General features: G+C 53.8%; 21 protein-coding genes and 3 tRNA genes. 18 read left to right on the forward strand and 6 right to left on the reverse strand.

Features of this window, described 5'->3' with window-relative positions:
* Position 1 precedes the first annotated feature (1 nt).
* The gene (locus EYA77_RS09345) at positions 2-1,375 is read right to left on the reverse strand and encodes an NAD(P)H-hydrate dehydratase (protein WP_167816529.1); all 1,374 of its coding nucleotides are present in this window, start codon (positions 1,373-1,375) and stop codon (positions 2-4) included.
* A gap of 63 nt (positions 1,376-1,438) precedes the next feature.
* On the opposite strand from EYA77_RS09345, the gene EYA77_RS09350 reads away from it, so the two are divergent.
* From EYA77_RS09350 to EYA77_RS09365, 4 genes are read left to right on the forward strand one after another with little or no spacing between them, the layout of a single operon-like run.
* Positions 1,439-2,836, forward strand: coding sequence for a DHH family phosphoesterase (locus tag EYA77_RS09350; protein ID WP_167816530.1), 1,398 nt, complete (start codon positions 1,439-1,441; stop codon positions 2,834-2,836).
* Complete coding sequence (locus tag EYA77_RS09355) at positions 2,769-3,263, forward strand: PUA domain-containing protein (protein WP_095642636.1); 495 nt, start codon at positions 2,769-2,771, stop codon at positions 3,261-3,263. Before EYA77_RS09350 ends, EYA77_RS09355 begins: the two co-directional genes overlap by 68 nt.
* On the forward strand, positions 3,260-3,598 hold the full coding sequence (locus tag EYA77_RS09360) for a nascent polypeptide-associated complex protein (RefSeq protein WP_167816531.1): 339 nt from the start codon (positions 3,260-3,262) through the stop codon (positions 3,596-3,598). Before EYA77_RS09355 ends, EYA77_RS09360 begins: the two co-directional genes overlap by 4 nt.
* On the forward strand, positions 3,595-4,329 hold the full coding sequence (locus EYA77_RS09365) for a protein-L-isoaspartate carboxylmethyltransferase (RefSeq protein ID WP_167816532.1): 735 nt from the start codon (positions 3,595-3,597) through the stop codon (positions 4,327-4,329). Before EYA77_RS09360 ends, EYA77_RS09365 begins: the two co-directional genes overlap by 4 nt.
* A gap of 612 nt (positions 4,330-4,941) precedes the next feature.
* Here EYA77_RS09365 and EYA77_RS09370 read toward each other — a convergent pair.
* On the reverse strand, positions 4,942-5,376 hold the full coding sequence (locus EYA77_RS09370) for a hypothetical protein (protein ID WP_167816533.1): 435 nt from the start codon (positions 5,374-5,376) through the stop codon (positions 4,942-4,944).
* A gap of 87 nt (positions 5,377-5,463) precedes the next feature.
* Between EYA77_RS09370 and EYA77_RS09375 the strand changes: the two genes are divergently transcribed.
* The 8 genes from EYA77_RS09375 (at position 5,464) to EYA77_RS09410 (ending at position 12,693) form a co-directional block, all read left to right on the forward strand.
* Positions 5,464-6,018: a hypothetical protein gene (locus EYA77_RS09375; RefSeq protein ID WP_167816534.1), complete on the forward strand. Its 555-nt coding sequence runs from the start codon at positions 5,464-5,466 to the stop codon at positions 6,016-6,018.
* Positions 6,015-6,770 carry an NAD(+) synthase gene (gene nadE, locus EYA77_RS09380; RefSeq protein ID WP_167816535.1) on the forward strand — a complete coding sequence of 252 codons (756 nt, stop codon included), beginning with the start codon at positions 6,015-6,017 and terminating at the stop codon, positions 6,768-6,770. The genes EYA77_RS09375 and nadE overlap by 4 nt, the downstream gene beginning before the upstream one ends.
* A 66-nt stretch (positions 6,771-6,836) precedes the next feature.
* On the forward strand, positions 6,837-7,772 hold the full coding sequence (locus tag EYA77_RS09385) for a hypothetical protein (RefSeq protein WP_095642632.1): 936 nt from the start codon (positions 6,837-6,839) through the stop codon (positions 7,770-7,772).
* Position 7,773: 1 nt separating this feature from the next.
* On the forward strand, positions 7,774-9,087 hold the full coding sequence (locus tag EYA77_RS09390; RefSeq protein WP_167816536.1) for an NAD(P)/FAD-dependent oxidoreductase: 1,314 nt from the start codon (positions 7,774-7,776) through the stop codon (positions 9,085-9,087).
* 40 nt (positions 9,088-9,127) lie between these two features.
* Positions 9,128-10,378, forward strand: a complete 1,251-nt coding sequence (gene glyA / locus EYA77_RS09395; protein ID WP_042698811.1) for a serine hydroxymethyltransferase — start codon at positions 9,128-9,130, stop codon at positions 10,376-10,378.
* On the forward strand, positions 10,378-11,181 hold the full coding sequence (gene folP / locus EYA77_RS09400; protein ID WP_042698814.1) for a dihydropteroate synthase: 804 nt from the start codon (positions 10,378-10,380) through the stop codon (positions 11,179-11,181). The genes glyA and folP overlap by 1 nt, the downstream gene beginning before the upstream one ends.
* A gap of 44 nt (positions 11,182-11,225) precedes the next feature.
* Positions 11,226-11,864 carry a 2-phospho-L-lactate guanylyltransferase gene (gene cofC / locus EYA77_RS09405; RefSeq protein ID WP_095642630.1) on the forward strand — a complete coding sequence of 213 codons (639 nt, stop codon included), beginning with the start codon at positions 11,226-11,228 and terminating at the stop codon, positions 11,862-11,864.
* Positions 11,857-12,693: a tetratricopeptide repeat protein gene (locus EYA77_RS09410; RefSeq protein WP_167816537.1), complete on the forward strand. Its 837-nt coding sequence runs from the start codon at positions 11,857-11,859 to the stop codon at positions 12,691-12,693. Before cofC ends, EYA77_RS09410 begins: the two co-directional genes overlap by 8 nt.
* 65 nt (positions 12,694-12,758) lie before the next feature.
* Here the strand turns inward: EYA77_RS09410 and EYA77_RS09415 are convergent.
* The 3 genes from EYA77_RS09415 to EYA77_RS09425 form a co-directional block, all read right to left on the reverse strand.
* A tRNA-Asp gene (locus EYA77_RS09415) sits at positions 12,759-12,831 on the reverse strand.
* 45 nt (positions 12,832-12,876) lie between these two features.
* A tRNA-Asp gene (locus tag EYA77_RS09420) sits at positions 12,877-12,949 on the reverse strand.
* 19 nt (positions 12,950-12,968) lie between these two features.
* Positions 12,969-13,079 (reverse strand) — tRNA-Tyr (locus EYA77_RS09425).
* Positions 13,080-13,210: 131 nt separating this feature from the next.
* Between EYA77_RS09425 and EYA77_RS09430 the strand changes: the two genes are divergently transcribed.
* Positions 13,211-13,453, forward strand: coding sequence for a DUF1922 domain-containing protein (locus EYA77_RS09430; RefSeq protein WP_167816538.1), 243 nt, complete (start codon positions 13,211-13,213; stop codon positions 13,451-13,453).
* Position 13,454: 1 nt separating this feature from the next.
* Here EYA77_RS09430 and EYA77_RS09435 read toward each other — a convergent pair whose 3' ends face one another.
* Positions 13,455-13,718: a UPF0147 family protein gene (locus tag EYA77_RS09435; RefSeq protein WP_042698825.1), complete on the reverse strand. Its 264-nt coding sequence runs from the start codon at positions 13,716-13,718 to the stop codon at positions 13,455-13,457.
* Positions 13,719-13,839: 121 nt separating this feature from the next.
* Between EYA77_RS09435 and EYA77_RS09440 the strand changes: the two genes are divergently transcribed.
* The 5 genes from EYA77_RS09440 to EYA77_RS09460 all read left to right on the forward strand — a co-directional run bounded on the left by EYA77_RS09440 (position 13,840) and on the right by EYA77_RS09460 (position 17,313).
* Positions 13,840-14,214: an Sjogren's syndrome/scleroderma autoantigen 1 family protein gene (locus EYA77_RS09440; RefSeq protein ID WP_167816539.1), complete on the forward strand. Its 375-nt coding sequence runs from the start codon at positions 13,840-13,842 to the stop codon at positions 14,212-14,214.
* Positions 14,214-14,753, forward strand: coding sequence for an AAA family ATPase (locus EYA77_RS09445; RefSeq protein WP_042698828.1), 540 nt, complete (start codon positions 14,214-14,216; stop codon positions 14,751-14,753). The genes EYA77_RS09440 and EYA77_RS09445 overlap by 1 nt, the downstream gene beginning before the upstream one ends.
* Positions 14,750-15,520, forward strand: a complete 771-nt coding sequence (locus EYA77_RS09450; RefSeq protein WP_167816540.1) for a sugar phosphate isomerase/epimerase family protein — start codon at positions 14,750-14,752, stop codon at positions 15,518-15,520. The genes EYA77_RS09445 and EYA77_RS09450 overlap by 4 nt, the downstream gene beginning before the upstream one ends.
* A complete protein-coding gene (gene rnz / locus EYA77_RS09455) occupies positions 15,521-16,459 on the forward strand; it encodes a ribonuclease Z (protein ID WP_042698832.1) in 939 nt (312 codons plus the stop codon). It begins immediately after the preceding gene.
* Positions 16,460-16,548: 89 nt separating this feature from the next.
* Positions 16,549-17,313: a V4R domain-containing protein gene (locus EYA77_RS09460; protein ID WP_042698834.1), complete on the forward strand. Its 765-nt coding sequence runs from the start codon at positions 16,549-16,551 to the stop codon at positions 17,311-17,313.
* Positions 17,314-17,568 lie beyond the last annotated feature (255 nt).

Consider the following 17,568-nt stretch of genomic DNA (forward strand, 5'->3'; position numbering starts at 1 on the left):
TTCATTTCTCCTTATACACTATGTATGCAAGGTGCCTGAGTAAATCGCTTGCGATTAAACCGTCCCCGGTGTCTTCATCAGCCAGTTCCCCGGCCAATCCCGCGGCATACACCGCGGCGCAGGCGGCCTCAAAGGCATTCATTCGTGAAAGAAGTCCGCCGCATACGCCTGAGAGAACATCGCCGGTGCCCCCCGTGGTCATACCCGGGGCGCCGGACCGGTTGAACTTCACCCGGGCGCCGTCCGAGATCACATCGATCGCCCCTTTTAGAATGACTGTCCCGCCGGCACGTTTCGCCGCTTCCCGTACGACGACCCCCCTATCACTGAGCTTCTCCGGGACCGGACAGAAGACCCTGGCAAACTCGCCTGCATGCGGCGTGTAGATCGTCTGCTCCCGTGCTTTCGGCAGAGGATTACGCAGGAGATCGGCGTCCACCACGGCACGTTTCGCGGCGGAGACCACCTGCGAAGCCACCTCGAGACTTTCCGGATCGGCACCAAGACCAGGGCCGGCGATCACCACATCCGCGTTCTCTGCTAATGCAAGCAGCCGGTCCAGATGCTCTTTGCCCACTTTGTTTCCCGGCAGTCTCTCAAGGATCAGATCCGGCATGAATCCGTCAACGGGGGCCGCTACGCGGACGACATCCGCGCCCGAGCGGAGAGCGGCGCAGCCTGCAAGGAACGGCGCGCCCTGATACGGCCCCCCGCCGATCACCAGCACATTGCCTGCCCATCCCTTGTGCGCCCCGGACGGCTTTTTTGGGACTGAAAGAAGATCCCCTTTCCCGCAGAAAATCTCTGCGCCGAACGGGATCCCGATACTGTATGCCTCGGCGCCTTTTGTCTTTGCAAGATGAAATGCGATAACCCGGTCCGCCCTTGCCCCGGGAGTCGGCATATCGCAGGCAAGAACCCGGCCCTTTGCCGCGTTCATCAGATCCACAAGGGAGGCATACGGCTCTCTGAGCGGGAGGGATGCACCGGTACCAAGCAGGGCGTCCACGATCACATCGGCGGAGAAATCCTCAGGCTGCCAGGTGGAAGAAAGTTCCGCCGGGCACCCTTCCAGTGCAAAAAACGCCGCCCCTGCCTCCGGCGTCTTCGGCTTTCCGGTGAAGACCACCTTTACCGAATACTCCTTTGCCAGATGACGGACGCACACAAATCCGTCTCCTCCGTTGTTTCCTGTTCCGCAGAGGATCAGAACGGATGCAGGAGATTCGGATCGGACGGCGGCGGCGAGTACGGATCCCGCGCTCTCCATGCGCTCGGCCGCGGAGATGCCGTAATCATCCGCGTTTTTATCAATGACACGCATCGTCTCCGGTGAAATAACGCCGGAGAGACCGAACTGAATCAGATCCCGCATATATGTTAGTGTGTGTCTGCACTGGTAATGATTTTTCCCCACATACATCCCAACAGATAAGGAATGGGATTCGTTGAAGATGTCAGCCGCGCCGCAAAGATAATTCTGGAAGCTGACGCCGCCACCCTCATCTCGCACATAGATGCCGACGGAATCTCCAGCGAAGCGATCATCTCGCAGGCCGTCACCCGGCTGGGGATCCCGGTAAACCCGGTCTTTGTCCGCCAGCTCGAGCCGATGACCATGAAGCATATCCCGGATGACGACACGCTGAAGATCTTCACCGATCTTGGCGGGGGTCAGCAGAATCTTCTGGAAGAAGCAGGCATCACGGCAGACAGTGTCCTCATCCTTGACCACCACATAAGTCAGCCGGCACCCGGCGGCACAGAATACTTTCAGGTGAACTCCCAGTTTTATGGGGAGGATTACGTAAAATGCAGCGCCGCAGGCATTGCTTATTTGGTCGCAAGAAAGCTCGACCCGGCAAATACTGATCTGGCAAAACTTTCCGTCGTTGGAAACGTCGGCGATATGATGGCGCGGGAAAATCACGGACTGGTTGGTGTTGCCAGATGGATAGCAGAGGACGGAGCTGACAGCGGGCATATCCGGATCAGGCGCGGGATAAACTGTTATGGCCTCTCAACAAGACCGCTTCACATCTGTCTCTCGAATGCTGACGATCCGCAGATACCCGGCATCTCAGGAAAACCTGCAGAAGCAGCCGCGCTGCTCTGCCGGATCGGGATCTACCAGTCACCGTCTGACCAGAGGGTTTGGGAAGAACTCTCTTCCGAAGAGGAAAAAAGACTTGCCAGCGTTCTTGCAGAGCAGATCATTGCCAACGGCGAGTCATCAGACGGGTTTATTGCCGAACATTACTTCTTCCCTGATGAGATGGAAAAAACGCCGCTGAGGAATGCGTCTGAGTATGCCACGATGCTGAATGCCTGCGGCAGATGGGCCAAGCCGAAGATCGGCGAGGCTGTCTGTTTCGGCGACCGGGGGCAGAAGTACCGTGAGGCCGAGCATATGCTCAGACATCACCGATCCATCATCCGCGAACTCTGCGAGTACATCATCGAAACGGGCGTGGAAGATCTCGGATCGATCCAGGCGATCCATACCGGAGATAAGTATCCGGATACGATCGCCGGGATCGGAGCAGGCATGGCTCTCTCAAAACTCGACACCAATAAGCCAATCCTCGTAATGTGCAGCGTCTCTGACGAACCCGATCTCATCAAAGTCTCGATGCGGACCTATGAAAAAGTTCTGCGCCGCGGGGTCGATCTGCAGGAAGTTCTGGTCACGGCCGCCGTCGAATCAGGGGGAGCAGGCGGAGGGCATAATATTGCAGCCGGCGCATATATCCCCAAAGGATGCGAGCATGATTTCACCAGAAGAGTTAACGAGCTTGTCAAAGGGCAGTTTGCAGCGGGTCAGAAGGATCGCTGACTTCCAGTTCGGGCGGGGGGCAGGAGAAGCGCTCTTTCCCGACCAGGTCACGTTTTCATACTCGACCACAAAGCGGGTACGGTACGTGAGCCTGGCCAAAGAACGGCTGGTCACTGTCCGGGCGAATGACGGGCGGTTCACGCTCGGCTATCCCGGAGCACAGGCTCTGCATGCATTTCTGCCGGCTCCGGCAAACCGGGTCGTGATCATGGAAGAGGCGGTACCTTTCGTGGCCGACGGCAAAAATGCGATGGCAAAACACGTAATATCGAGTGATCCAAATATTCACGCAGAAGACGAAGTGTTTGTCGTCGATGAATCGGACAATCTGATCGCCACCGGGATGGCAGTACTCTCCGGAAGCGAAATGATCGGATTTAATTACGGAACAGCAGTAAAAGTTAGACAAGGAAGGAACAAAAAATGATGCCAGGAGTAAATCCCAAACAGATGAAAGCAGCGATGAAGAAGATGGGTATGAAGATGGACGAGATCGCCGATGTCTCGAAAGTTGTGGTCTACACAGCGTCCGGAAATTATGTCTTTCTGAATGCCGAGGTCGTCGGCATCACGATGCAGGGTCAGACCTCATATCAGCTTACGGGCGAGGTCCACTTCGAAGAAGCCGCAGTCGAGATCCCCGAGTCGGATGTCGAGCTGGTTGCTTCACAAACTTCCGTCTCGCCGGACGCAGCCCGCGCCGCTCTCACCGAGTGCAAAGGGGATATTGCCGAGGCAATTTTAAAACTTACCGCGGTATGATCGGACCAAACAGAGTCATCGTCCGCGGACACGGACGCGAGTATTATGTGAAGGCCGGCGAGGGAAAACTCTCGACGGATCTTGGCATGATCGATCTTGCGGAGGTCGCGGGACTGGAGGATGGAGCTGCCGTCCTGACCCATCTCGGAAAAACGTTCCACGTCTTCGTCCCGAAAGCAACAGACTTTTTCTCGCACGGAAAACGGACGGGAGCCCCCATGATGCCAAAAGACATCGGCATGGTCATGGCCTACACGGGAATGTGCCGGCGTGACCGCGTGCTGGATGCCGGAACCGGATCGGGGATCGCGGCCATCTTCTTCGGCGGATGCGCCGGCTCGGTCGTCACCTGCGAAGCACGGCCCGAGTTCTCCAAAATAGCGGAGGGAAACATCCGGGACGCCGGGCTCGACAACGTCGAGTGCCGGGCCTGTGATGTTCTGGAGGTCACGGACGGACCCTACGATATCATCCATCTGGATATGCAGATCCAGCCCGAACATGTCAGACACGTATACCCGCTCCTGAAGATCGGCGGGTACTTCGCGACCTATACGCCGTTTCTGGAACAGACATTCTGCGTGATGGACACTGCCCGGGAACTGTTCGGCGAGGAGTCGGTCCTGACGTTTGAGTGCATGGAACGTGAACTCACCCGAAGTAAAAGGGGCACGAGACCGTCGACACGCGTCTCCCACACGGGATACCTGACGGTCTGCCGCAAACTCTGAAAACACTTTTTTTCAAATAGGATTTACGCGGTGTGATCTCAACCGAAAAAACTGATGTACTTCTAAGATGTGCTTCGATTTCGTGTATGGCATTCATGTGGACATAAGAAAAAAACCAACCGCGAATCGGCGCGAATCCCGCAAGCCGTTGGCTTGCTCCCAGAATCGGATTTGCTTATCCTCACTTTCGCAATCCAGCTTCGCTGTCTTGCTCATCCCTCATCGGGACCGTTCGGGCAAATCCTGTCGCCGCCCCAGCGGCTCCCAATGGTAGTTTGCCTCTCGATTTCATATCAATATTGTTAGTAAAAGGCCATTTTTTCCATATATTGGACTAATCAATAAATCTCTCTCACGGGAGGCGCTGGGGCGCCGACAGGATTTGCCCGAACGGTCCCGATGAAGGGACGAGCCGTCGTGGCTGAAAGACACGACGGGCGAGAGTGAGGAAAAGCAAATCCGATTCGCTTCGCCCGAAGGGCGGATTCGCGCCGATTCGCGGTTGGTTTTTCTCATGCCTCCACACCCAGCCATACCCTTCCCGAATTGGCTTGAAACTATCACCGCGTAAGTCCTATTTCAAAAAAGTGAGAGATGAACCGAGCAACTCTCTCAGACTTTAGTCATCGAAACGGTCACTCCTTCCGGAGTCAGCAGTGTTGCCGAGTTACCTCCCGTAAGCGAGAAAAGATAGATGCCAAGAAGTTGGGCATCCATGGAATATTCGTTTCCTGATTTGACGATTTCAGCAGAGATCGAGTATTCGATAGTACTGCTCGAGAACCCGTCCTTTATCTTTTTCACATAGGCAACGTTTCCCGCGGTCGCATTTTCCACAGTGATCGTGTAGGTAATCGTCGTTTGTTTGGTTCCGTTCTGATCATTCCATACACCCGTCCAGTTACCTGCAGCCGGATCATATGAGACAGAAGGCGCAGTCGAAGTCGGGACCGGCGTTTTGGATGTCGTCACGGAATCGATACACCCTGCGGTAAAAATCACTGCACATACACAGAGAGCAAGGAGAAAAATGAAGGACAGTTTCATTCCAACCTCTTTGACGGTATGTTCCGATATATTTTTGCCTTCCTCTGTCGGGAATATCCATATCTTTGAAGAGCCCATACTTCTTGTATGAAATGCAGCAGGTGCAGCAGAGAAGCGGCCGTGATCCAGCCGTACTCGGGTCTCTCTCTTTGCGAATATCACGCTGCTGCCGACATAGCGGCAAAAGCCAAAAAAGAGATCCGGCATCAGGGAGGGTTTCCCTCAGGCACACGACTCTTTGTCGAAGAAGACAAAACGTTTCGCAGTTTTGCCCTGCGGATCTTTCTGGCGGAAATGCTTGCGGCCCGGACCGATCTGCTCTTTTTGAAAGAGCCAAAGGATGCCGACGTGATCCTCGAGCCGGCCACATTGGACGACGCGGCGCTCTATGTCCTGGAGTCCGTCTGCGCCGGGACCCAGGACAGGCTGGTCGGTTCCGACAAGGGGCGGCGGATCGCTCCCTTCTCGGTGATACCGGCGGAAGAGGTGTTCTGGTATGCACAGAGGCATGGATATCCGGGACCTGCGCCGGAGATCAGCGGGGACGTGGCGGAATTCCTGGATGGGTTTTCCACGGACCATCCGGGAACACGTTATGCGCTGAAAAATCTTCATGACGCATTAAAAAAGGTGGATGAATGACCGAAGTAACCTGCGATTGTATAGGATGCGAGATCGTAAAAATCAAAGATCTCATCAGACAGACAGTATGGGGAGCACATGCCCGCGGGATAGTTGTCGGTATTTCCGGCGGGATCGATTCGGCGGTCGCCTGCTCGCTCTGTTGCAAAGCGCTCGGACCTGAACGGGTCTTAGGCGTGAATATGCCGGTCTCTTCCAATGATCCGGCGGATCATGACGATGCGGAAGAACTGTGCCGGAGCATGGGCGTCGAGCTGATCACAGTCCCCTTAGAAGAAGTCAGATCAGCATTTCTTGCAGCCCCTCACATCACCGACACGCCGATTCTGCGGGGGAACATCGCAGCCCGTCTCAGAATGACCACATTATATAATATCGCCGCGGCACGCAGTCTCCTTGTCTGCGGAACATCAAACAAAACCGAGTATATGATCGGATACTCAACGAAGTGGGGAGACTCCGCAGCCGACATCCAGCCGCTCCTCCATCTCTGGAAAAAGGATGTGTTTCTTCTCGCAAAGGAGCTTGGTGTCCCTGATTCGATCATCAGCAAGCCTCCCAGCGCAGGATTCTGGGAGGGGCAGAGTGACGAAGGGGAACTTGGCATGACCTATGCCGAACTGGATGCAGCGCTGATCTCTTTGGAAAGGAGCGGCGGCATCCCTGCGAATCCTATTGAGGAGAAGGTGCTTGGATTTGTCAAATATTCCATGCACAAACGTGCCCCGGCGGCAAATCTGCTCACCACCTGAAATGATACGGGGGAGAGAGCCGAGACATTGGATTTTATGAGAATGGAGAACCAATAGTAACTAATTATGGGTGAACTGATTCACACACATGCGGTGACCGAGATACGGCGTGTTCTCGAGACCGCCGGATATGACTGTGAGATTGAAGAGGGGCCGTTCAATCTCTCGGCGGTACGGGATACAAAATGCATCCTGGTCATGTCTTCTGACGACACGGGTCTTCTTCAGCGTTTCGACATGACCCCCTACACGATAACACTCAACGGAACCAAAGTCCGCTGCGACAAAATCATTTTTACCGGGAGTTCATACTTCCAGCCAAAGGAGTCGGACCTCTGGACGAGGGAGAAACTGCTCAAATACATTGGCGATGCGGCAGCTGCACGAATCTGGAGTATGCCGTTTGACCTCGTCGGGGGACCGAGTTATGCATACACGAATGTCGGGATCCGTCAGCCGCCGATCGGGTATGATCTTGTGCTTCCGCTGCGAATCTCCGGTCAGGAAGCGGCCCGTGTTGCCCGCCAGCAGGGAAATACGGTCCTGCGTATGATCCCTTACTGGTATTACCAGTATAAAAGCGGCGGAGAAGCGACCTATAAAGGAAAGAGTGTCTCTTTTGATGAAGAAGGGTCAGGATGGATCAATGCGATCAATGATCTGCCCGGCCAGTTTGGTGATGTCGTTCCGCAGGAGGCGGAGCTCCCGCAGGATGCCGAGGTCATGGCGCCGGTCACCAGCATGGACGATGCAAAAGAACGGGTCAAAGCTGATCTGATCAAAAAGCTCACCCGCCGGGTCAGAATCAAAACAACCGCCGGCGATGCGATATTTGCCGAGGAGAAAGACTTCCGTCCAAGCGATGAGAACATCGAACTGGTCTTCAAAAAAGTATACGTCCCGGTCTGGCAGGTCAGAGGAAAGAAAGACATCGTGGAAGTGAATGCATACTCCGGTGAGGAACTTACCCTTCCATCCGACGAAGGCTGCGAAGTGTTCTGAAATGATCTACGTTATCGGCGCAGGACCTGCCGGGAGGATGGCATCCCTCCGCCTCGCCGGAGCAGGAAAAGAAGTCACCCTTCTTGAAAGGAAGGCGATCGGCGGAACATGCATCCATGACGGATGCATGCTCGTCTGCGGGCTGAACGATGTCGCCCGCAGTATCAATACCCTATCTTTTTTGAAAAAATCAGGCGTCGTCGAGGGAAGTGCCTCAGTCCGGTTCCCGGAAGTTATCCAAAAACTTGAAGAGGTCCAGAAAAAACTCGAGTTCATCCTTGAGCGGGAGACAAAAGCGGCCGGGGTCGTGATCGAATACGGAGCCGAGGCAGAGATCAGGGACGGAAAATTGGTCGTGAACGGGGAGATGCGCGAAGCAGAAAACATCATCATCGCCGCCGGGGCAGGCATTCATGTTCCAGATATCCCGGGAAACGATCTTCCCGGAACCTACACGGCAAAAACGATCCGGACAATGCCTGTGCTTCCAAAAAGGCTCGCAATTATCGGCGGGGGGATCTCCGCCGCCGAGTTCGCCTACATCTTCAGAGCCTTCGGGTGTGAAGTTACCATCTTCTGCAGGAGTGTGTTCCTGCCGGTACTCTCCGAAGCAATGATGAAGGCAGTTCGCCGCGATCTAGCCGATGTCACTATCAAATACGGGACAATAGAGCAGATCACCGGCAAAGATCAGGTTGAAGGCGTCATCTTAAACGGTGAGAAGATGCCCTTCGATGCCGTTCTTTTCGCGACCGGGATGAGACCGGAGACCTCAATTTTCACCGGTATGGCGAAAAATCCTGACGGTTCGATCAAGGTAAACGAAAAAATGGAGACCTCTATCCAGGGCATATATGCCGCAGGCGATGTGACCGGCGCTCCGTATTTTACCCCGGTTGCCCGTCTCCAGGGTTTTGCGGCTGCGGATTCGATCCTCGGCCTTCCCCGCAGAGTGGACCTTGAGCAGTTCCCTTATACGATCGTTCTTGGGCTGGATTATACAGTATGCGTTCCGAAAAAAGACGCGGAAGGCGTAACATTTTCCTCACCCAACATCGCCGGACCCGAATCATTCTGGCATGTAGCGGACGGATCGGTCGGCTCGATGCATCTCACCGTATCAAAGGATGACGGGAAGATACTGGGATTTGCCACCTCAGCGCCCGGAACAAGCATCGTCGGGACCTATCTCGGGTATCTGGTACGCAAAGGCGTGACGGTCCATGAATTCTCTTCGATGCTGGAAGTCCACCCTACCCCGGACGGAATGTACTCAATGATCCGTCTCGCGGCAGACGCATTGGACAAAGAGTAGACGCCTTTATCACTTCCTATTAACTATATATTTAGATAATATGTCGTCCCTGGCACTATTTGACCCGGAAATTTTCCAGCTGATAAACAAAGAACACAAGCGCCAGGTTGAGGGGCTTGAACTTATCGCATCGGAAAATGTCGTCGCACGCGAAGTAATGGAGGCAATGGGTACAATTCTGACGAATAAATATGCAGAAGGATATCCGGGAAAACGTTACTACGGCGGCTGTGAATTTCATGATCAGATCGAAAACCTGGCACGCGACAGGCTCTGCAAACTTTTCGGCGCAGAACACGCAAATGTCCAGCCTCACTCAGGCAGTCAGGCAAACGAAGCCGTCTACCTTTCATGTCTGAAACCGGGAGACAAGATCCTCAGTCAGAGCCTGAACAACGGCGGCCATCTTTCCCACGGCGATCCGGCAAACATGTCCGGCAAATTTTTCGACATCTCATTTTACGGTGTTGATTTTGACACTGAAATGCTCGACTACGGCGTTATTGAGGAACTCGCACGAAAGACCCGCCCCGACCTCATCGTCTGCGGCGCATCGGCATATCCGCGTGAGATCGACTTCAAGGCATTCGCGGAGATCGCGGAGGGTGTTGGCGCCCGGTCCATGGCGGATATCGCCCACATCTCCGGACTCTGCTGCACCGGCCTGCACAACTCCCCGGTCGGCGTCACCACATACACCACGTCTACGACCCATAAAACCCTCCGGGGACCACGCGGAGGCGTGATCATGTGCAATAAAGAGTATGCAAACTCGATCGACAAGGCAGTCTTTCCAGGCATGCAGGGCGGACCTCTTATGCACGTTATCGCCGCCAAAGCAGTGTGTTTCCGCGAAGCGCTCACCGAAGACTACAAAGAGTATGCAAAACAGGTCGTGAAAAACTGCAAAGTACTCGCCGCGACCATGGAAGACAACAACTTCCGGCTCGTCTCCGGCGGAACCGACAACCACCTTTGTCTGCTCGACCTCTCCGACCACAATATATCAGGTCAGCAGGCCGAGGTCGCTTTAGGAAAAGCCGGGATCACCGTCAACAAGAACACGATCCCGCGGCAGGCGCTCTCTCCCTTCGAGACATCGGGTATCCGGATCGGAACCCCGACCATCACCACCCGCGGAATGAAGGAGGATCAGTGTAAACAGATAGGAGACTGGATCGCCAAAGCCCTCAACCACATCGGGGATGAGAAGGTCCTTGCATCGGTCAAAGCTGAAGTCACGGCACTCTGTCTGAAATATCCGCTGTATCCTGAGATCCGGACCTTATAATGGAAGTCAGCATTAGAGGGATTGGCATCGGAGGTGCCAATCCGCCGCGGCTCATGGGTGTGCTGAACATCAGCCCGGAATCCTTTTTCTCAGACTCATTCACCCCGCTCGACCAGGTAACGACCCGTGTCGAAGAGATGATCAGGGCAGGCGCCGACATCATCGACATAGGGGCGCGAAGCACAGCTCTTACCGCGCCCCCCATATCTGTAGCCGAGGAAAAGGAACGCGTTATCCGCACGTTGCGGAATCTGGATGACTCCGGGGCCGTCTTTTCTCTTGATACGATGTATCCCGAGGTCCTTGAAGCAGCGCTCAGATATGATATATCTGCCGTGAACGATATCGGCGGACTTGCAAACGAACGGTATGCAAAGATCGCAGCGGACAGCGGTCTTCCGGTGATTGCCATGGCGGCGCACAAAATCCCCGGAGACCCAACCGACATCAGCTCCACGCATGAAGCCCTGAAAAAGATCATCCTGCGGGCGGAGAACTACGGGATCGATCAGCTCATTCTGGATCCGGGCGTGGGGAAGTGGGTGACGGAGCGGTCGAGCGAAGCGGACTGGGAACTTTGCCGGAGATTTTCGGAACTGAAAACATACGGTTTTCCTCTTCTCGCCGCCGTGTCCAGAAAGACGTTCATCGGTGACTGCCTGAATCAACCGCCGCATGAACGGCTGTACGGCTCTCTTGCTGTATTATATGGTCTGCTTACGGGAGGTGCGGATATCTGCCGCGTCCATGATGTCGGACCATCCCGCGATATCGTTAAAATATTTCAGATGATGCATCCTTAGGGAGAAAAGTATCTATCATAAAAAGACCCCAATTAGTAGTAACAATGTACTTCCACGCCCTGATTCCGTTCAAACCGGTCAACCCGAAGACGCGGCTTTCGTCTATTCTCACCCAGGAAGAGCGCGAAGAGTTTGCGAGGATAATGCTGGAAGATGTGATCCTCGCGGTCAGACGAACAGGATGCAGCGCCACACTCCTCTGCACATCGAAGTATGAGTGCCGGGATGCCCTCGTGGCAGTACGAAAAGAGGGGCTCAATGAAGCGATCAACTGGGCCCTTCCGCAGTTCCACTGCCCTTCCCTGATCATCATGTCGGATCTCCCGATGGTGACTCCGGGCAGTCTCCAGCGGGTCATCTCCACCAAAGCTGATATGGCGATCGTCCCGGGCCTCGGCGGCGGGACGAACGTGATCTTTGTTAAAAAGCCCGAGAAGTTCCATGTGGAATACTATGGATTCTCGTTCCGAAGGCATCTTCAGATCGCCGAGGAGCTCGAACTTACTGTTGAGATCATCGATTCCATGCGGATGTCAACTGACGTGGATGAACCGGCCGATCTGGTCGAACTGATGATCCACGGACACGGAAATGCCCGTGAATGGCTGTATGAGCACGGATTCACCCTCTCGGTAGAAGAGGGGAGAGTAAAGGTCCACCGGGATGGTAAGGAAGTTGTCTGATTTTATTGAAAAAGCAGAGGAGCTGGCTCTCTCCGGAAAGTTTGAGGAGGCACTCGCAAAATACGGCGAGGCGATCGGAGAGGACCCGGCCGATCCGCTCACGTATGTCGGAAAAGCCTCAATATTGAAAGCGCTTGGCCGATATGCTGAGTGTGCTGACTGTATGGACACAGCCATCCGGATCCTGCCAGAATGGAAAGGTGCGGATGTAGACAAAGCCTCAGACCTCGCCTCGATGCTGCTCGTCCTCAAGGCCGAGGCACAGCTGTATGCGGAAAAACCGGAAGAGGCGCTTCTCACAGTGGATGAAGCAGACAAAATCAGAGAAGCAGATGCGGCATCTCTGGTCGTTCGCGCCCAGGCATATGCCCAGCAGAAAAAATACGAGGAGGCGGGCAACTGTCTGTACCGTGCGGAGGAGTGGTGTTTTCTGCATGACGACGCAATGCTGACCCAGATCTGGCTTTCAAAAGTCCATATCGCAAAAGAGTCCGGCAAAGCTTTTGCTCCGCCGTATGCTGCCGAAGTGTACAAATCCGGGAACTGGCGAAAACCCGCGGGAACCGCAGAGGAACTGTTCGAGCGGGGAAACAATCTTCGCGGCGAAGGACTGCTCTACGATGCACTCAGATATTACGACGCCTGTCTTGCTGCCGGACCGGAAAACCGCGCACTCGTCCTGTTCTTTAAAGGGATCATCTTTGAACAGTTGAAAAACTTTACCGAAGCATACTCCATGTACTCGGATGCGTTGGCAGCCGGACCGGCACCAGAGGATGAGTTAAAGATCCGGGTAAGATGGATGAACGCAAAAAGCCTGCGTGTCTGAAATCCATCATCTTTTTTTTAACCGTTCGGTCGGAAAAGTAATACAAAAAATCGCTAAAAACAAAACGCCCAAGTCGGAATTCGAATCCGAGTCGCAGCCGTGACAGGGCTGCATGATAGGCCACTACACTACTTGGGCAACACGCCGCACGTCAATCCCGCACAATCAAAACGAAAGAAGAAGCGCCCAAGTCGGAATTCGAATCCGAGTCGCAGCCGTGACAGGGCTGCATGATAGGCCACTACACTACTTGGGCATTGATTGCGTCTTGAAAATGGTCCCGACTCCCGGATTCGAACCGGGGACATCGCGGTAGCCGCGCAGTACGCCCGCAGGCGTTAATTTCTTTCTACAGCCGCGCACTCTACCATCTGAGTTAAGTCGGGATTGACTGCTTTAACTAGAAGGATTTGTAAAAATATAAACATGCCGGTTTGAGAGATGTCTGGCCGCAGAGCATTCCCTTTTAATATCCGAAAAATCAAGAAAATAGACAATTGCAGAAGATGGGAATACCATGATAAACAAAGACGGATTTGCCATAGTGGGCTGTACAAAATGCAGAAGGATGCAGGTTGCCGATCTCTCGTATGCCACAAAGACCTGTGTTTGCGGAAACAAAATCGATCTTGCAAAAACAAAACTGCTTGCCGTCGTTTCATCGGCAGATGCAGCAGGCGAACTCCTCAGACACATGCAGACCGCAAAAAATTCCGGGTTCACCTCTGCGGACCGGTTCACCCAATCAGACAAAAAATAGATTAGTCAAAGGGTACTGCTTCAAGAGTTGATGCAAGCTCCCATATCCGTGTCCGTGCATGGATCGGCATATTTGAGTCATTGCTGACCTCATCGATCATCGAAAGGGCACTTGCGGCTCTCAGACCAATCGTCTTCTTCTCATCCTGGAGAACCTTCATCGTCTCATCGGCCACGCGGCGGATATTCCGCGGAATCGTTGAATCTTCACTCATTGCATGCAGCATCATAATGCACTGCCTGATCATATCTTCCGGATTTGCCATATTTAGCTCCCATCCCCAAAATCTGTAACTCATGTTATACCTCCGCAAAAATAAAGACTCCCTTTATTCTTGAGACATTATATACTCTGAAAACTAATCTGTTAGTACGAGAAAACCAGCCATGACAAAAAAACCCGAGGATATAATGACGGAGTATCTCCTAAACGGAGCCAAAATGCTCTCGGAACCCTGCCCCGTATGCGACGCTCCGCTGTTTGATGTGAAGGGAAAGAAGATGTGCGTGGTTTGTGCCAATACACCAAAAGAAGCGCCAGCGCAGAATACTTCTGAAGAAAAGATTCAGATGATCGTCCCGAAATATGCCGCCGCGGATCAGACCACGTCGCCTGCCCCGGAAAATATTCTCACAGGCTTGGATGACCTGATCCTCAAGCTCTGTACCCGTGCCGCCGCCGAGACGGAACCGGAACGCTGCCGCATCCTCATTGAGTGCATACGGACCGCCGCCGAAGCAAAAACCATACTCTCGAGATAATGAAGGTCGTCGGTGTTGTCGGATATCCCGCAAGCGGGAAAGGCGAATTCTCACTGATCGCCGATGAACTGGGGATACCGGTCATAGTTATGGGAGATATGATTAGGAGAAAGGTCATACAGGAAGAGCTCGCGTTGACCGATGAGAACATCGGAGCGGCCGCACGGAAACTCCGCAGCGAACTCGGTATGGACGCCGTGGCAATACTGACGGCAGAGGAAGTGCGAAAACTCAGTTCAGCTATCGTTGTTATCGACGGGATCAGGGGGGACGCCGAAGTTGCCTACTTCAGATCCGTGTTCAGCGACTTTTCGCTTCTCGCGATCACAGCCGGTTTTGAGACCCGCCTTTTGAGAATGCAGAACAGAGGAAGGAGCGATGACACCGCTACGCCGGAGACGCTTCGCTCCCGCGATGAACGGGAGGAATCATTCGGACTTGCCCGTGCCATATCACTGGCGGACATGCGGATCGAAAACGAATCGAGCCGCGATGAGTTCATTTCCCGGATCAGAAGTTATCTTGGGGGTCTGTCGTGAAGATCTTCTTTGCCTCCTCCTCAAAGGTGTGGGAAGATCCGTCATGGGTCGCGGAGATCGCGGAGGTAGGATTCGACGGATGGGAGATCTCGGCTGACGGAAACTACCGGCTGGACAAACCGGAGACGTTCTCTGCAGTCAGAAAAGTTTTCGAAGAAACCGGACTGGACGTCTCGGTCCACGCCCCGTTCAGCGACTTAAACCCGGCATCCATCAACATGCCGATCTGGGAGGAGACCGTCCGACAATTCACCGTCTGCATCGAACAGGCAGCACAGCTCACCGACACGGTGGTTCTCCATCCGGGGTATCTCTCCCCTGTGAGCAGATTCGACGGAGCTTCCGCGTGGAACAATCACAAAAAGGCATGCATCCGTCTTGGGGAGACTGCAGAGCGTGTCGGCGTTACGGCGTGTCTTGAAAATATGCCGAACCTTGATGACTTCTTCTGCCGGGATCCCTACGAACAGGAAGGATTTGTCGATGGTGTGCCCGGGATGGGACTCGTGCTTGACATCGGCCACGCCAACACGACAGGGAACCTGGATGAGTTCTGCAAGATCATTCTGCCTAAGGCGCATCATCTCCACATCCACGACAATCACGGGAAATACGATGAGCACCTCTCCCTTGGGAGCGGCACCATCAACTGGGATAAGATCATGCCGAGGATCGTGAAGGAATATAAGGGAAAGATCATCGTCGTCGAGGGACGCAACCCGAAAGAAGGGAAGAAAAGCCTCGAGTTTTTACGGAAGTGGATATAAATGGCCGGTGAAACACTCTTCGTGCATTTTCTCGGAACTGCGGGGGCTCTCCCGACGCCGCTTCGAAATCCTTCCTGCATCATGATCAGGCGCGGATCCGACACGCTCCTTTTTGACTGCGGAGAGGGAGCTCAGCAGCAGATGATGCGGCTGAAGACCGGATTTACCGTAAATGCCGTTTTTATAACCCACTGGCACGCCGACCATTATCTGGGCATATTCGGGCTCATCGAGACGATGGCATTCAATGGAAGGGCCGAACCGCTGACCCTTTACGGACCGCGGGGTATCGACTGGTTCGTGAATATCATCCATCAGCTGACGCCGAAGATCCCGTTTCAGCTTACGGCCGTCGAAGTATCCGACGGGGATGTGATGATCTTTGACGGCTACTCGGTAGCGGCATTCAAAACATTTCATGGAATGGAAAGTGTCGGCTATGTCCTGGAAGAGGACATGCGCCCGGGGAGGTTCGACCGGGAAGGCGCTATTGCTTTAGGCGTAAAACCCGGGCCGCTCTTCGGGAAACTCCAGAGAGGTTCGCCGGTCACTATTCAAAAAGACGGTGAGGAGGTGACCATCACCCCGGAGATGGTCATGGGAGAACGGCGCCGCGGTCGAAAAGTTGTGTACACCGGAGACACACGGCCGGTAAAAAACCAGCCTGATCTTTTGGGCGATGCGGATCTCCTGATCCATGAAGCGACCTTCGATGAAGAGGAGGGAAGAGAACGGGCGAAGGAGGCCTGGCATTCAACAGCGGGCGAAGCCGGACAGGTGGCGGCTCTTGTGAAGCCGAAGACCCTGGCGCTCGTACATTTCAGTTCGCGCTACATCACCGCTGCAAGCCACATCAGGGACGCAAAAGAGTTCTTCAGCGGAGAGATCATCGCGCCAAATGATCTGACCACCGTGGAGATCCCCTTCAGCGACGAATAACACAGATCCGCATACCGGCCCGGACAAAGGTGCCGGTTTCCCAATCTACTTAAGACGGGGGGGTAAAACAATACAGTAAGCGACAGCCCATGCCAGAACCGGACAGCAAAGAACCCCTGAATATTTACTCGAAAAACGGTACGGTGATAACCGTACGCAGTCCGATCAGAAACAAGATCCTCACCCTGCTTGCAGAGGAGGGGCCGGTCTCTTTTTCCCGGATCATGGAGTATACCGGGCTGTCAAAATCCACGGTGTCCGGGTATGTCTGTTCTCTGGAGATGAGGGAACTTATCTCAGTTGTGCCGGATCCGCGGGATGCCCGAAAGAAGACCTATGTGATCACCGCATCGCTTATCGGGGATATCACCCCAAGCACCCAGAACGGGACTTCCGATTTTCGCGAACTCATCAGACAGGCGTATGCAAAATACGATAAGATCGATTACAAAGAGATCCTCCCCCACATAATCAAGGTGGCTCTCGGTGAAGCGGGCATCAACATCGACCCGGTGATCATGCGCGGCGGGGAGATCCTGGGGCAGGCGGTCGCCGTTTATCTGGTCGCCGACACATTGGAAAAAACACTGGCGAACATCACCGAGTTTTGGAAACATTACGGATTTGGGGAGGTGAAGGTCCGATCCGCGGATCCTCTGCAGATCGAGGTCTATCACTGTTATGAATGCATGATCATGCCCAAGGACTCCGGGAAAAACTGTGCGATCTCCTGCGGTATGCTCAAAGCGATCTTTTCCGCGTTTTACAATGAAAAGATCAATGTGACCGAGATCCAGTGTATGACAGAAGGATATGACTGCTGCTGTATCGAGATCATACGGCCTGAACGGTGATCTCCGGTTTTTTGATCTCGGATAGAGTTTTCACCAGGCAACCGGTTTGACCGCACATACCTACTTGTCGACTTGTCAGATACTTGTCGAATCGTTTGACAACACAACAAACCCCATATCATCCTTTAAATCCAAAAATACCTTTAATTATAATAATAATTATTATATTTTACTATTTTACGCAAAAGAGAGAGAAAGGCCCGCAGTGTCTCTCTCCCGGCAAACCTGACCATCCGTTCCTCCCTCTTTCCACAC

Source organism: Methanocorpusculum sp. GPch4, from assembly GCF_012062385.1.
Taxonomy (GTDB): Archaea; Halobacteriota; Methanomicrobia; order Methanomicrobiales; family Methanocorpusculaceae; genus Methanocorpusculum; species Methanocorpusculum parvum.

What these genes read in the sequence shown, in the direction of transcription:
- nadE (WP_167816535.1), top strand. Translation starts at nt 6,015, where the DNA reads ATGACCGAAGTAACCTGCGATTGTATAGGATGCGAGATCGTAAAAATC.
- EYA77_RS09375 (WP_167816534.1), top strand. Translation starts at nt 5,464, where the DNA reads ATGAAATGCAGCAGGTGCAGCAGAGAAGCGGCCGTGATCCAGCCGTAC.
- EYA77_RS09430 (WP_167816538.1), top strand. Translation starts at nt 13,211, where the DNA reads ATGATAAACAAAGACGGATTTGCCATAGTGGGCTGTACAAAATGCAGA.
- EYA77_RS09355 (WP_095642636.1), top strand. Translation starts at nt 2,769, where the DNA reads ATGATTTCACCAGAAGAGTTAACGAGCTTGTCAAAGGGCAGTTTGCAG.
- EYA77_RS09360 (WP_167816531.1), top strand. Translation starts at nt 3,260, where the DNA reads ATGATGCCAGGAGTAAATCCCAAACAGATGAAAGCAGCGATGAAGAAG.
- EYA77_RS09365 (WP_167816532.1), top strand. Translation starts at nt 3,595, where the DNA reads ATGATCGGACCAAACAGAGTCATCGTCCGCGGACACGGACGCGAGTAT.
- EYA77_RS09460 (WP_042698834.1), top strand. Translation starts at nt 16,549, where the DNA reads ATGCCAGAACCGGACAGCAAAGAACCCCTGAATATTTACTCGAAAAAC.
- EYA77_RS09390 (WP_167816536.1), top strand. Translation starts at nt 7,774, where the DNA reads ATGATCTACGTTATCGGCGCAGGACCTGCCGGGAGGATGGCATCCCTC.
- EYA77_RS09440 (WP_167816539.1), top strand. Translation starts at nt 13,840, where the DNA reads ATGACAAAAAAACCCGAGGATATAATGACGGAGTATCTCCTAAACGGA.
- glyA (WP_042698811.1), top strand. Translation starts at nt 9,128, where the DNA reads ATGTCGTCCCTGGCACTATTTGACCCGGAAATTTTCCAGCTGATAAAC.
- rnz (WP_042698832.1), top strand. Translation starts at nt 15,521, where the DNA reads ATGGCCGGTGAAACACTCTTCGTGCATTTTCTCGGAACTGCGGGGGCT.
- folP (WP_042698814.1), top strand. Translation starts at nt 10,378, where the DNA reads ATGGAAGTCAGCATTAGAGGGATTGGCATCGGAGGTGCCAATCCGCCG.
- EYA77_RS09345 (WP_167816529.1), bottom strand. Translation starts at nt 1,375, where the DNA reads ATGCGGGATCTGATTCAGTTCGGTCTCTCCGGCGTTATTTCACCGGAG.
- EYA77_RS09435 (WP_042698825.1), bottom strand. Translation starts at nt 13,718, where the DNA reads ATGGCAAATCCGGAAGATATGATCAGGCAGTGCATTATGATGCTGCAT.
- EYA77_RS09370 (WP_167816533.1), bottom strand. Translation starts at nt 5,376, where the DNA reads ATGAAACTGTCCTTCATTTTTCTCCTTGCTCTCTGTGTATGTGCAGTG.
- EYA77_RS09385 (WP_095642632.1), top strand. Translation starts at nt 6,837, where the DNA reads ATGGGTGAACTGATTCACACACATGCGGTGACCGAGATACGGCGTGTT.
- cofC (WP_095642630.1), top strand. Translation starts at nt 11,226, where the DNA reads ATGTACTTCCACGCCCTGATTCCGTTCAAACCGGTCAACCCGAAGACG.
- EYA77_RS09350 (WP_167816530.1), top strand. Translation starts at nt 1,439, where the DNA reads ATGGGATTCGTTGAAGATGTCAGCCGCGCCGCAAAGATAATTCTGGAA.
- EYA77_RS09445 (WP_042698828.1), top strand. Translation starts at nt 14,214, where the DNA reads ATGAAGGTCGTCGGTGTTGTCGGATATCCCGCAAGCGGGAAAGGCGAA.